The organism is Desulfovibrio desulfopostgatei (assembly GCF_053570645.1).
In genome coordinates, this window is sequence record NZ_JBRBQS010000002.1 from 3160752 (window position 1) to 3173682 (window position 12931).

Sequence of the window (12931 nt, forward strand, 5' to 3'; positions counted from 1 at the left end):
CCGCCGGGGTTGATAAACAAGCTATATCTAGAACTTGAACTGCGTGCTCTGACGCCACGTGTAGTAGGCGGGATCACGGAAGTCGTCGATAAGGTGGTGGGTGAATTCAAGGCCGGTCATCTTGAAGAAGGTTTCCCAGCCGATGCGTTCAGCCCAGTCGCCCAGACGTTCGTACTTGTTGGCGTTGGCCGCGTACACTTCAACGATGTGCTTCACGGTCTTGGTCAACGAAGGCCAACGGGGCGGTTCGTTGGGGATGTAACCCACAACGACCTTGGAGAACTTGGGCATGCTGATGCGGTTGGAAACCTTGCCGCCAACCATGATGGCAACGCCGTCGCCTTCGCCGTCCGAGATGGGCAGCGCAGGGCACATGGTGTAGCAGTTACCGCAGTACATGCAGCGGTCTTCCTTGATGGCGATGGAGTTCACCTTGTTGCCGTTGTGTTCCACCTTGGTGGGACGCACAGCGGCGGTGGGGCAAGCAGACACGGCCAAAGGAATTTCGCAGAGCTGGTCAGCCCATTCGTGGTCGACCATCGGGGGCTTGCGGTGAATACCCACAAGGCCGATGTCCGAGCAGTGCACGGCGCCGCACATGTTGATGCAGCAGGCAAGCGCGATGCGCACGGGGGCGGGCAGACGCATGGACTTGAAGTCTTCAAACACGGCGTCCATCACGGCCTTGACCGGGCCGGAGGCGTCGGTCGCGGGGGTGTGGCAGTGCACCCAACCCTGGGTGTGCACCATGTTGCTGATGCCAGCGCCGGTGCCGCCCACGGGGAACTTGAACGAGCCACCGTCAAACTTGCGGCTGTTCAGGTCGTCGCGCAGGGCCTTCATGCCGGCTTCGCTGTCCACCATGAATTCAATGTTGTTACGGGTGGTCCAGCGCAGGTAGCCGCCACAGTGCTTGTCGGCGATGTCGCACAGCTCACGGATGTGAGTGATGGACATGGTACGGGTGCCGCCCACGCGGACGGTGTAGCACTTGTCGCCGCTTTCGGCCACGTGCACGAGCACGCCGGGCTCCAGAATTTCGTGATAGAGCCACTTGCCGAAGTTGTTCTTGATCACCGGCGGGAAGTATTCATTATACTTATGGGGTCCGATGTCAGTAATGCGGCCTTCCATCGGTTTTGCGGGATTGTACCCGGAAGAAATAAAAGCCATGTTCTTCTCCCCCTTTGACTAGCGTTGATGGCGTTTGCGGTAAGCAGCAAGGTCACGGGTCCAGCCGCCAGGCACTTCTTCTTCCTTGAAGAAGATGTACGGGTTGGAACGCGGTTCCTTCACATGGTAGGCAGCGGCGGGAGTGTCGGTGACTTCCAGCAGCTTCTGGAACGACAGGCGCTTCATGGTTTCACCCACGCGCTCGCGGTTCTTGCCTTCTTCCATCCACCAGTCCCAAATCTTTTCGATGACTTCTTTCACGTCATCGTAAGGGGCTTCACAGGAAACGAAAGGCACGAGCAGCGAACCCATCTGGGCGCCGTCCACCACGGGGGCCTTGGCGCCCACGAGGATGCTCGCGCCGCGTTCGTCACCGATGTGCAGAGCGCGGGGCATGGTGTTGATGCAGTGCATGCAGCGCACGCAGTCGGCGGTCTTGATGGAAAGCTTGGAGCCGTCCCACTTCATGCACTTGGAGGGGCACAGATCCACGACTTCCTTCTGGATGTCGAACTTGCCCCAGTCACGGCCGGAGTGAGCGCCGGCGTTGGGGGCGAATTCGCCGCCAACGTAGCCCTTCACGGCGTCCTGGTCGATCTTGATGTCGTCCTTCCAGGTACCGACAACGGCAAAGTCGGAGCGCGCCATGGCGCACACGCAGCCGTTGGGGCAACCGTCGAACTTGAACTTGAACTTGTAGGGGAAGGCGGGACGGTGCAGTTCGTCCTGATAGTCCATGGTCAGCTGGTAGCACATGTCCTGCGTGTTGTAGCAGGCATATTCGCAGCGCGACTGGCCAAGGCAGGCTTCAGGCGTACGCAGGTTGGAACCGGAACCACCCAGGTCGACGTTCATCTTGTGGGTCAGTTCGTGGAAGATTTCTTCCAGCTGGGGGGTCTGGGTACCGAGCAGCACGATGTCGCCGGTGGAGCCGTGCATGTTGGTCAGACCGGAACCACGCAGATCCCAAATGTCGCACAGGTCGCGCAGGAACTTGCTGTGGTAGTACTTGCCGGAAGGCTGGGCCACACGCATGGTGTGGAAGTGCGCCACGCCGGGGAACATTTCGGGCTGGTCGCAGTAACGGCCGATAACGCCGCCGCCGTAACCGAACACACCCACGATGCCGCCGTGCTTCCAGTGTGTTTCCATTTCGTTGTAGGAAAGCTCAAGCACACCCAGAAGGTCTTCAGGGCAGTCCACAGGGATCTGATAGTCAAGACCCTTGGGATTCTGGGCCCGAGAGGCCGCCTCCTGTTTGATGTCGGACACAAAGCTCGGCCAAGGGCCGCTTTCAAGCTGGTCCAACAAGGGGGTTGCATGTTTCGCCATTGCCATACCTCCACATGGTTTGTTTGTATCACGCGCTCGCGTGACGTGCCGGTCAACTGCGGCGATCCGGTGCGGCAATCCGGGGTACAGGCGCGAAATCGCTGCCCGTGCATGGCGGGGATACTCCCCCCAGCACACGCATGAAGGTAAAACCTGCATGCGCCCGCCCCGTAAAATCGGGACGCCCCAAGGGATCGCGGATAACGGACGTGCAAGGGCCACCGACCGTCAGGCCGCAACGCGGTCAAAACACTGATTAGCCCATTTTCCACTTAATGACAACCGGGGCGGCATGATATACGCAAAAGGCGCAAGAATACCCGGCGATCAAGGCTTTGCGACACAATGCACGTGAGCACAGTATGCCAAAATCATTACTTTAGGCGAGACGTGCGGGCATTTTTTTACGTAAAAAAGCAACTTTTTTCTTAAATATTGTACTATTTTTCACAACATTACCGCACAGCCTTGGCAAAGTACTTTCTTGCGCGTATGATCAAAATGGAATGTGCGGATGCGCCGCACCAACAACGGCCTCACACGGCCGCATATCCGCAAGGGTTATCATTATAATGAAAGACGAACTTGGACTGTACTATCACCCGCAGGCGGGCAATGCCCTTTCGCGCGTCTACGTGCGCCGCGGGCCTGACGGCGAGGTTGAATTTCGCCTCTGGCGCGCCGACCATCCCGAAGTGTGGGAGCGCCACCCCTGGCTGAGCATGGCTGTGGTGCGCAGTGCCGCGCGCATGTATCAGCAAGAACGCAATGCCGAATCTGACCCCCTGCTGCTGTACGACATCGCCGTGGCCCGCGCCCTGCTCCAGGAGGACGAAGCGTGAACGGACGCTGGCTGCTGGCCAACCGCGATTTTCTCGTGCGCGACCTGGTGCGCGACTATTGCACCGTTTACAGCCTGCTGGCCGACCAGCGCCGCCGCTTTGACGTGGACGGAGCCGTTTCTTACACAGCCTTGCGCGACCTTTTGGGCGAGGCCATGCGCAAGGGGGTTTTCTGGCGACTCAAAGACACGGCCCATCACCTTTTCCGTAACAGCCCCGGCATAGAGGCCATGGCCCCCGGCGGCATGCCGCCGCTGGAGCTGCCGTTGCCGGAAGAACCCGCCGATGAAAACGGCAATGCCGCAGAGATGGCGCAGATCACCGCGCTGCGTCGCCATGCGGACAGCGTGTTGCCTGGTGGCGCGCAGGCCCAGAAGGCGTTTGAAACCCTCATTGACTGGTGCATCGGCTACGCCTTTCACGAATGCGCCAAACTGAAGGAAGACGCCTTTCAGGGCCAGCACTACGCCAACCGGCTTATTCAGATTTCGCGCAGGCCCGGGGTTACGGCAGACATGTACAACCCCTTGCGCGGCCTTGGCGGGCAAACCTCTGAAAGCTCCTCGCGCGAACTTTCGCGCATCATGCACGTTCTGGCCCACGGGTTGCGGCTTCTCACAAGCTATCTGGCGGTCGAGCGGCACAACGCCCATCTGGCGCGCTGGCTTGCCACAGAAGAAGATTTTGCCCGCCAGGTCTTTGGCGCGGGTTACGAGCACCTTCTGGCTTCGCTCTTCGGCAACGACAGGGAACGCCTCTACCTTCTGGCTGCCAGGGATTTTCTCAATGCAGGCCGCCGCAATCCGGCGCTGGCCCTGCTTGCCCGCGCGCGCGACGGCGGGAGCCTTGGGCGGGAGGGCCTTGCCCTGCTGCACGAACTGGAATGCGCCGCCGCGTCAGAGGCCGACTGCTCCGGGCTTTGCGCCGCCTGCGGCAAAAAGAACACACTCCCCTGCCTGCCCTACCTGAGCAGTCAGGGCCACGGATGTGCATGACGGTCAGACCGCTTCTTATTTTTCTTGTTGCCCTGCTTTGCGCCGCGCTCCTGAGCGGCTGTGGTTCGCGCTCCTGGCGCAAGGGCGGGGTTCCCGGCAGCCGCCCTTATACTGTGCGCGGCAAGACCTACTATCCCCTCAAGTCAGCCAATGGTTTTGTGGAAGAAGGCACGGCCTCATGGTACGGGCCAGGTTTCCACGGCAAAACCACGGCCAATGGCGAGACCTACAACCAGTATGCCATGACGGCGGCCCACAAACTGCTGCCCCTGGGCACCAAGGTGCGCGTCACCCACATGGGCAACGGGCGCTCCATCATTGTGCGCGTCAACGACCGTGGGCCTTTTGTGGACGACCGAGTCATTGACCTCTCCCGCGCTGCGGCCAGCCGCCTGAACATCCTTGGCCCCGGAACGGCGCGCGTGCGCATTCAGAGCATGGGCGGCGTTGAACGCATGAAAGAAGACGGAGATCTCACCGGGGCTTTTTATGTGCAGGTGGGGGCTTTTGCCGACAGGGTGAACGCCGACAACCTCATCAACATCCTTTCCCAGACCGGCAAACGAGGACGCCTCATTTACGGCAGCAACAACATGTGGAATGTACAGGTGGGGCCGTGGCCCGATTCTTTCGGCGCGCAGCAAGAGCTTGACATTTTCCGCGCCATGTATCCCGGCGCTTTTGTAGTCGGCGACAACTAGAGACAGTGTATACAGGCCCAAAGCAATCTTTCTGCGGCAATCACCCCTGACGCAGCTTTTAAATTTTATTAAGCCTTGGCAGCAAAAAACCCCGCTTGCGCGGGGTTTCATATTTCTGGAGTGCGGTTGGCTGCTACAGGTTGGCTGCGTACCAGTCGCCCGCGAGGCGCAGGCCCTGGCGCACGTCAAACTGGGGACCGTAGCCCAGCAGTTTTTCTGCGCGGCTGATATCGGCAAGGGAGTGACGCACATCGCCAGCGCGGAAGTCGCGATGCGCACACTCGGCGCTCATGACTTCGGGCTTGTGGCGGGCCACTTCTTCCTTGATGAGATCAAAAAGCTCATTCAGTGTGGTACGCTGGCCAAAGGCCACGTTGTAAATCTTGTTGGTGGCTTCGCCCTGGGCAAAGCTGGCAAGCAGATTGGCCTGCACAACGTTGTCGATATAGCAGAAGTCACGGCTGGTTTCGCCATCGCCGTTCACAAAAACTGTTTCCTTCTTGATAAGGCTGGCGAACCACTGGGGAATAACGGCGGCATACGCGCCGTAAGGATCCTGGCGCTGGCCGAACACGTTGAAATACCGCAGGCCAACACTTGAGAACCCGTAGCAGCGGTTGAACACGTCCGCATACAGTTCGTCCACGTACTTGGTGACAGCGTAAGGGGAAAGCGGGCTGCCGATCTTGTCTTCCACCTTTGGCAATTCGGGCGAATCGCCGTAGGTGGAGGAAGAAGCGGCGTACACAAAGCTCTTCACGCCCGCATCGCGCGCGGCCACAAGCATGTGCAGATAACCGGTGATATTGCAGCTGTTGGACAACAGCGGGTCGTCAATGGAACGCGGCACAGAACCGAGGGCCGCTTCGTGCAGAACATGCTGCACGCCCTTGCAGGCGGCGTGGCAGGTGTCGATATCGCGAATGTCGCCTTCGATGAAGGTAAACCGACTCCACGCTTCTGGGCCAACGATGTCGCGCACCATGTCCAGATTTTTCTGGTAGCCGGTAAGAAAGTTGTCCAGACCAACCACGGTCTGCCCAAGTTTCAGCAGATGTTCCAGCAGGTTGGAGCCAATAAAGCCCGCAACGCCGGTGATAAGCCAACGCGAAGGCTGGGCAGTCATGGACTTGGTAAGATCAGAATACGCGCTCATTTTTGCGTCCTGTTTTCAGATTTCCGGCCTGCGCCAAGGCTGATTCCCGGGCAGCAGAACCATTGTTCTTTTACCCTGTAGCAGCGCGACTGTAAAGCCGCGATGGCCTGCGCCGCCTATATATGCAAAAGCTCCTCCCCTTTTCATAGCACGGTTGTAGTGCTATAGACTTGCGCATGCGACACAAGCCCGCAGGGCAAGCGCCGAACAAGGGAGAGCGCCGAGCATGAAGATCATTGTTCTGGGCAACCAGACCAAAGCCATGAGCAACTTCTGGAGCGTGTTGATCCGGCACATGCGCAGGGCCGGGCACGAGGTAGTTTGCTGCGCCCCGCCAGGCGATGCCGATGCTGAGGCGGCACTGGCCGCTCAGGGCGCGCGCCTGCGCCACTATTCGCTGGACAGAAAGGGGCTGAACCCCCTGAGCGACCTTCGCACCACGCGGGAGCTGTTCAGCCTTTTCAGGGACGAAAAACCAGACCTGCTTTTCGCCTCCACCATCAAGCCCGTGATCTACGGCTGCATGGCGGCAAGAGCTGCTGGGGTGCCCCACGTTTATGCCACCATCACCGGCCTTGGCTATGCCTTTGAAGCTGATACCTTCTTCAAGAAATGCGTCAACCGCCTGGGCCGCCTGCTATATCGCGTGGCGCTTTCGGGCGCGGAAGGCGTTTTTTTTCAGAATCAGGACGACATAACGGTTTTCCGCCAGTCGGGCATCCTCGGCCGCAACGCGCGGGTGCTTACAGCGCGCGGCACCGGTGTGGACACAAAGCGCTTTGCCCCCAGTCCCTTGCCCGGCTATTCCGCCGATGGCCGCCTCATCGGGTCGCCTGTTTTTCTGCTGGTGGCGCGCCTGCTTGAAGCCAAGGGCTTGCCGGAATATGCCGAAGCCGCGCGCCTGCTCAAGGCCCGGTACCCTGATGCCCGCTTTCAGGTGCTCGGCCCGCCGGAAAAAGGCCTCGGCAGCGTGAGCATGGAACAGATGGATGCGTGGCAGAAACAGGGCTGCATAGAATACCTTGGTGAAACGCGCGACGTGCGCCCCTATGTGGCTGCAGCCCATGTGCTTGTGCTGCCCTCTTGGCGCGAGGGAACACCGACCTCCATTATGGAAGGAATGGGCATGGGTCGCCCCGCCGTTGTCACGGACGCCCCCGGCTGCCGCGAGGTTGTGCGCGATGGCGTCAACGGCTATCTTGTGCCGGTACGCAATCCGCAGGCGCTGGCAGGCGCTATGGAATCCTTCATCACCAGTCCTGAAAGCATTGCCCGCATGGGGCAGGCCGGACGGGAACTGGCCCTGAGTGAATTTGACGCCGAAAAAGTGGCCGCGCGCATTCTTGAAGACATGCGCGTGCCCGCCGAGGATACCCTATGATAAGCACATACCGCATGGCCATGCTGCAGGTTCTGGATCTCGTCTGCATTTTGCTGGCACTCAGCATTACCGGCTTTCTGACGGTCGAATCCGATCTGAGCATTTTCCACGACTATACGGGCGCTACGCTCTTTACCATTTTCTTTTACATGCTCTTTTTTTACATCCTTGATGCGTACAGCGTGGGCAACGAGGACTTCAAGGAGACCGTGGGGCGTGTGCTGGTAGCCTGCCTGCTTGGCATTGTTTCTTCGGCCACCGCTTCTTACGCCTTCCAGCACTGGCGTTTTGACCGCGAAACCGTGGCCATGCTTTTTGCTCTTTCGCTGGCCTTTTCTCTGGGCTGGCGCTGGATTTACCACCTCAATGCCGAAAGGCTCACCCATCCCCTGCGCATTTTGCTGGTGGGGGTGGACCGCGCGGGCAAGGTGCGCCAGTTGCTGGCAGAGGGGCTGCCCAAGGCCGAAATTCTTGGCTATGTGGGCGAGCGCGATCAGGGGCCTGATGCCGGGCCCTGCCTTGGTGCGCCCTTCATGGCTCTGGACATTGCCAAAGAAAAACAGGCGACCATGATCCTGCTGCTGCCCGATGCACCCATTGACGACGACATCGCCCATGATCTGCTGGAAGCAAAGTTGCGCGGCAGCATGGTGGTGGATATCCGCAGTTTCTACGAGCACGTGGTGCAGCGCCTGCCGCTCTCGCAGATCAATGATGAATGGCTGTTGCAGACCGAAGGCTTTTCGCTGAACACGCGCGGCTCGTTGCGCAGGCTCAAGCGCGCCCTCGATGTGCTGATTTCGCTGCTCCTGCTCATTCCCGCAGCACCCATCATGCTGCTGACCGCCATTGTGGTGCGGCTGGAATCGCCCGGCCCGGTCATTTACAAACAGGATCGAGTGGGCCTTTTTGAAAAGGAATTTACGGTCTACAAGTTCCGCTCCATGCGCGCAGACGCTGAAAAAAACGGAGCCGTATGGGCCAGCGCCCATGACGCGCGCGTGACAAAGTTCGGCAAGTTCATCCGCAAGGTGCGCATAGACGAACTGCCCCAGATCTGGAACATCCTGAAGGGCGACATGAGTTTTATCGGCCCGCGCCCCGAGCGCATGGCCTTTGTGACCAAGCTCAAGGAAACCATACCCTACTACAGCCTGCGGCATACGGTTAAGCCGGGTCTCACCGGCTGGGCGCAGGTGTGTTATCCTTACGGCGCGTCAGAAGACGATGCCCGCCGTAAACTGGAATATGACCTGTACTACATCAAGAACATGTCCATTCTGCTGGACATAAATATCGTGTTCAAGACGGTCGGCGTTGTGCTCTTCCCCAAGGGAGCGCGCTAGTCCGCGCCTGAAAGCGCACACGCTGCAAATGCCAAAGCCCCGCAGGATAATCCCGCGGGGCTTTTTACTGCCCTTGAAAGGCAGGCCGACTAGGCCATAACCGCCGCAATACTCTCGGCAGATCCTTTCAGATAGGTTGCAAAATCGCTGCCGCTGAGCGCCTGGGAAAAGATATAGCCCTGGATGGCGCTGCAACCATTCTCTGCCAGGAAGTCAATTTGCTCCCTTGTTTCAACGCCTTCGGCCACTGTTGCCATGCCAAGGCCGGAGGCGAGAGTCAGCACGGTTTTGACAAGTTCGTTGGAGGCATTGAGCGGTGCGTTAATGCCGTCAATGAACGACTTGTCGATTTTCAGGCTGGCGATGGGCATGGTGTGCAGATAGTACAGCGATGAATATCCGGTTCCAAAGTCATCCAGATATATCTGTATTCCTTGCTCGCTCAAGGCCGCTATGCCCCGCGAGGCCTCCGCCATATTGGACATGAAGGCCGTTTCGGTGATTTCTATGCCCAGGTGCTCAGGGCGCACATCTTCCCGGCCCAGCACATCCAGCACATCATCCACAAATGTTTCAGCAATGATGCTGCGCCCGGACATATTGACGGCCATGTGGACATTCCCCAGGCCCTGCTCCCTCCATTCCCTCTGCTGCCGACACGCCTTGCGCAGTACGTACATGTCGAGCCGCCGCACAAGCCCCGTCTCTTCAGCCAGGGGGATAAACACAGAGGGAGGAATCCACATGCCGTCAGCGCGCTTCCAGCGCACCAGAGCTTCACAGCCAGCAACTGCGCCGTTGGCAATATCAATCTTGGGCTGGTAGTGCACCTCAAAGGCGGCACTGTCCATGGCGCGGAAAAGCTCAGTTTCCAGCGCCATGCGGTCATTGGCCGCCACGGTAAGGTCTTCTGTAAAGAACGTATGCGTGTTTTTGCCCTTGGCCTTGGCCCTGTACATGGCAAGGTCGGCGCTTTGCATCAGCGCCTCCACAGTTGTGCCGTCACCGGGATAGCAGGCAATGCCAATACTTGCGCTAAGATAGATGGAATACTCGTCCACGTAAAAGCAGCGGTTCAACGAATGCAGCACATTGTTTGCCAGGGCCTCAAGCTGGATCTTCCCCTGCGCCTTGCCCACCACAATGACAAATTCATCGCCGCCGGTACGGGCCACGCAGTCATCCTGCCGGGCCAGATACGTCAGACGCTCCGCAGCCTGCCGCAAGAGCTTGTCGCCCAGCGAATGCCCGAAGCTGTCGTTCACCTGCTTGAAACGGTCAAGATCGATAAGCAGCACGCCTACCATGCCCCCGGATTCATGCACTTCTTGCATGGCGGCCATGAGCCGCGTTGCCACCAGGGCCTTGTTGGCAAGCCCCGTGAGCAGGTCATGGTTGGCCCTGTAGGCCAGTTCCCTCTCCATTGCCGAACGTTCCGAAATATCCAGCAGGGAAATGACTGACAGGCCGCTTTCAGGGACTTTTGCCCGGGTTACCAGCACATTGATGGTTTTTCCCGTGCTGCTCCGGATTTCTGCTTCGTATTTTTCACTGCCCCGTGTTGCAGAAGAGCCGAACGACAGCGGCGAATGCCCTTCGCCTTTGCCCAAAAATCTGGTTATGAAGAGCTTTCCTTCAATCTCATCCGGCGGCATGCCCACAAGGTTGGAAAATTCCGTATTTGTCAAAAATATCAGCCCGGTGCTGCTGATAACCGCCGTTGCCGTGCCGGTGTTCATGAACAGGGTCTTGTACCGCTCTTCCGAGCGTTGCAGCTCCTTACGCGTTGTTTCCAGATCCGTTATGTCCACAAACGACTCCAGAAAAATCTCTTCGCCCTTCATCTCAATGGCGCGCACGGATTTCACGATGGTCTTCATGGTGCCGTCCACAGACGTCAACTGGCCTGCGAGCAGCTCGCCCTTGGGATTGCCCTTGCTCATGGGGCAGAGGTCCACCCCGCCGGGGCAGATAAATTCATGGCAGGGCCTGCCCACAATTTCATCGGCAGGCAGACCGATGAACTGTTGCGCAAAAGCATTGATGCTGCGCACTTTCAGGCTGCCTGGTTCAATGGTGATTACGCCAGCCTGAAGGGTATCCAGCGTCTGTTGCAAAAACTTTTCGTTGGATTGCAGGGCGTCGATCATGCTGTTGATCTTCAGGGAGAGGTCAAATATTTCGTCATCACCTTGAATATCAATCTTTTTCAGCGGCTCGCTGCTTTTTTCAATATGCTGCGCCTGCCGCTGCATGGAGAGAATGCGCCTGAGTATCTGCTTTTCTGTAAACACGAGGAACGCAATCAGCATGCCCATGCCAGTGACAACAATCAGAATAAAATTCTGTAAAAACATACGCTTGCCAAGCTGGGCAATTTCCCGGCCTGTCACAAGCCGCAGGCAAAACGCCGCGCAATCAAAAACATCGCGTACCACTGAATATGAATTGATGCTGCCGTCTTCGCGCACAATTTTGAAGGCGTTCAGATCATCCGCAGCCACGGGCAGGCTGTTGAACGCTTCCACCGGCAGCACCGTAAAGCGCAGCAGGGTATCGTGTTCCACATCCTTTATAAAATCCGCATCAATGGCGCGGGTCATAAAAACCACGCCGTTGGCGGGCAGCAGCATGCCCGTATCGCGGATTTTCTGGGCAGCAACAAGGTGCGGCACAGAACCAATCATCATGATCCCTGCAAGGCCTTCTTCCGAACTGCCCTCAAGCCTGTTGACCAGTTGCCCGTAAAGGCGTTGCACCTCGGCTGTATGCCCAGGCTTGCGCCAGCCCGCATCGTCTTCAACCATATGTACATTTACGGCATCTCTGCTGACATAGGCAATGGACGACAGGTTCAACTTTGCCAGCATCTGCTGCCGCAGGTTGGTTCGGACAAAGTCATCATTATTGTCCTGCATGAACCGGTAGGCGTCATCCCAGCATGCCCAGTCCACCGCGATATGGCTTAGCTGTGTTTCCTGCGCATGGATGTGATTACGCAACTGCTTCATTTTTTCGGCGGAACTGTTGCTCTCAATGGCGTCAACGCCGCGCACCACCACAAGCTCGGACGTGACGTAGGAAATAAGCACGAACAGCCCGACTATGGCGGCGCACACAATAAAGGAAAGCTGTTTTATACGCATAGATCACCTGCCCGGTGTGCGGGCCTGCCAAGGCAGGGCACCTGAGTGACATGCAAGGCCACACGCCAACACCGTTTGGGAAGGGATAAAGTGATGCGGCCGGGCTTGCAGGGCGTAGCCCGCCGTTGCGCTGACAGCATTCGCATAGCCTCCCCCGAATTTTTTGGAAAAAGCAGTGAGCAGTGACGGTTTCGATAAATACTGATTTCAAGCTACCTTTTTGCGAAGAACATTTCCACCGTCAGTTGCAGCCTAATTCCCCTGCCCATAAAAAAAGCCCGCCTATGGCGGGCCGAAACAAAAAATATTACTGCTAGAGGAGGCACATCACACAAATTATCAAAGAATGCTCGGTTGCCTCGCTATGAGTTCTTCAAGCACCACGGCATCGGCAGGCAAAAATCCGAGGGCAAAGGCCTCCTGCGGCTCAACCCACCGCAGGTTCTGCCCTTCTTCGCCACAGGGTTCGCCCACGAATTCGGTGACATGAAAAAAATACAACCGCACGCTGAAGCCGCGCTCCACATATTCATGGTCAAGGCTTTTCCAGAACACGACCTGCCGCACGCCCACGCCCAGCTCTTCAGCCAGTTCGCGTTTGAGGGCGTCTTCGGGACTTTCTCCGGCTTCGAGCTTGCCGCCGGGAAACTCCCAGTACCCTTCAAGAGGCTTGTCGCTGAGGCGCTGGCTGGCCAGAAACCTCTTGCCCCGCCAGATAATGCCCGCAGCTACTTCTATATGTTGCATGCCGCTCTCCACACCGGGCGCGCGGCCCTGGAGCTGTTTTGGGTGAAAACGTATTTGTACTATTGCACCAAGCTGTTACGTCACGCAACGCCTTTGTGGTGGCTACCGCAAA

General features: G+C 58.0%; 10 protein-coding genes. 5 read left to right on the plus strand and 5 right to left on the minus strand.

Annotated features, from left to right (window positions below):
* Positions 1-27 precede the first annotated feature (27 nt).
* Together dsrB and dsrA are read right to left on the minus strand one after the other, a co-directional pair.
* The gene (dsrB, locus tag ACUZ9Q_RS13755; RefSeq protein ID WP_192112559.1) at positions 28-1173 is read right to left on the minus strand and encodes a dissimilatory-type sulfite reductase subunit beta; all 1146 of its coding nucleotides are present in this window, start codon (positions 1171-1173) and stop codon (positions 28-30) included.
* Positions 1174-1191: 18 nt separating this feature from the next.
* Positions 1192-2505 carry a dissimilatory-type sulfite reductase subunit alpha gene (dsrA, locus tag ACUZ9Q_RS13760; RefSeq protein WP_233483432.1) on the minus strand — a complete coding sequence of 438 codons (1314 nt, stop codon included), beginning with the start codon at positions 2503-2505 and terminating at the stop codon, positions 1192-1194.
* A gap of 572 nt (positions 2506-3077) precedes the next feature.
* On the opposite strand from dsrA, the gene ACUZ9Q_RS13765 reads away from it, so the two are divergent.
* Genes ACUZ9Q_RS13765 through ACUZ9Q_RS13775 form a run of 3 tightly spaced genes read left to right on the plus strand, consistent with a single transcriptional unit; the run spans position 3078 to position 5043 of the window.
* Positions 3078-3347 (plus strand): hypothetical protein, encoded by a 270-nt coding sequence (locus tag ACUZ9Q_RS13765; protein WP_022658936.1) that lies wholly within the window; start codon positions 3078-3080, stop codon positions 3345-3347.
* The gene (locus ACUZ9Q_RS13770) at positions 3344-4342 is read left to right on the plus strand and encodes a hypothetical protein (RefSeq protein WP_215647464.1); all 999 of its coding nucleotides are present in this window, start codon (positions 3344-3346) and stop codon (positions 4340-4342) included. Before ACUZ9Q_RS13765 ends, ACUZ9Q_RS13770 begins: the two co-directional genes overlap by 4 nt.
* A complete protein-coding gene (locus tag ACUZ9Q_RS13775; protein ID WP_027180843.1) occupies positions 4333-5043 on the plus strand; it encodes a septal ring lytic transglycosylase RlpA family protein in 711 nt (236 codons plus the stop codon). Before ACUZ9Q_RS13770 ends, ACUZ9Q_RS13775 begins: the two co-directional genes overlap by 10 nt.
* A gap of 133 nt (positions 5044-5176) precedes the next feature.
* Here the strand turns inward: ACUZ9Q_RS13775 and ACUZ9Q_RS13780 are convergent, their stop codons facing one another.
* Positions 5177-6199 carry an NAD-dependent epimerase/dehydratase family protein gene (locus tag ACUZ9Q_RS13780; RefSeq protein WP_022658939.1) on the minus strand — a complete coding sequence of 341 codons (1023 nt, stop codon included), beginning with the start codon at positions 6197-6199 and terminating at the stop codon, positions 5177-5179.
* 226 nt (positions 6200-6425) lie between these two features.
* Here ACUZ9Q_RS13780 and ACUZ9Q_RS13785 point away from each other — a divergent pair, with 226 nt between their 5' ends.
* Complete coding sequence (locus ACUZ9Q_RS13785) at positions 6426-7580, plus strand: glycosyltransferase family 4 protein (RefSeq protein ID WP_449248053.1); 1155 nt, start codon at positions 6426-6428, stop codon at positions 7578-7580.
* A complete protein-coding gene (locus ACUZ9Q_RS13790; RefSeq protein WP_192113058.1) occupies positions 7577-8926 on the plus strand; it encodes a sugar transferase in 1350 nt (449 codons plus the stop codon). The genes ACUZ9Q_RS13785 and ACUZ9Q_RS13790 overlap by 4 nt, the downstream gene beginning before the upstream one ends.
* 89 nt (positions 8927-9015) lie before the next feature.
* Here the strand turns inward: ACUZ9Q_RS13790 and ACUZ9Q_RS13795 are convergent, their stop codons facing one another.
* Both ACUZ9Q_RS13795 and ACUZ9Q_RS13800 read right to left on the minus strand, forming a co-directional pair.
* A complete protein-coding gene (locus tag ACUZ9Q_RS13795; protein ID WP_449248054.1) occupies positions 9016-12072 on the minus strand; it encodes an EAL domain-containing protein in 3057 nt (1018 codons plus the stop codon).
* Between the two features lie 339 nt (positions 12073-12411).
* Positions 12412-12819: a (deoxy)nucleoside triphosphate pyrophosphohydrolase gene (locus ACUZ9Q_RS13800; protein ID WP_192113060.1), complete on the minus strand. Its 408-nt coding sequence runs from the start codon at positions 12817-12819 to the stop codon at positions 12412-12414.
* Between the last annotated feature and the right edge of the window lie 112 nt (positions 12820-12931).

Coding starts and splice junctions, on each gene's coding strand:
- ACUZ9Q_RS13765 (WP_022658936.1), top strand. CDS start 3,078: ATGAAAGACGAACTTGGACTGTACTATCACCCGCAGGCGGGCAATGCC.
- dsrA (WP_233483432.1), bottom strand. CDS start 2,505: ATGGCGAAACATGCAACCCCCTTGTTGGACCAGCTTGAAAGCGGCCCT.
- ACUZ9Q_RS13795 (WP_449248054.1), bottom strand. CDS start 12,072: ATGCGTATAAAACAGCTTTCCTTTATTGTGTGCGCCGCCATAGTCGGG.
- ACUZ9Q_RS13800 (WP_192113060.1), bottom strand. CDS start 12,819: ATGCAACATATAGAAGTAGCTGCGGGCATTATCTGGCGGGGCAAGAGG.
- dsrB (WP_192112559.1), bottom strand. CDS start 1,173: ATGGCTTTTATTTCTTCCGGGTACAATCCCGCAAAACCGATGGAAGGC.
- ACUZ9Q_RS13775 (WP_027180843.1), top strand. CDS start 4,333: ATGTGCATGACGGTCAGACCGCTTCTTATTTTTCTTGTTGCCCTGCTT.
- ACUZ9Q_RS13790 (WP_192113058.1), top strand. CDS start 7,577: ATGATAAGCACATACCGCATGGCCATGCTGCAGGTTCTGGATCTCGTC.
- ACUZ9Q_RS13785 (WP_449248053.1), top strand. CDS start 6,426: ATGAAGATCATTGTTCTGGGCAACCAGACCAAAGCCATGAGCAACTTC.
- ACUZ9Q_RS13780 (WP_022658939.1), bottom strand. CDS start 6,199: ATGAGCGCGTATTCTGATCTTACCAAGTCCATGACTGCCCAGCCTTCG.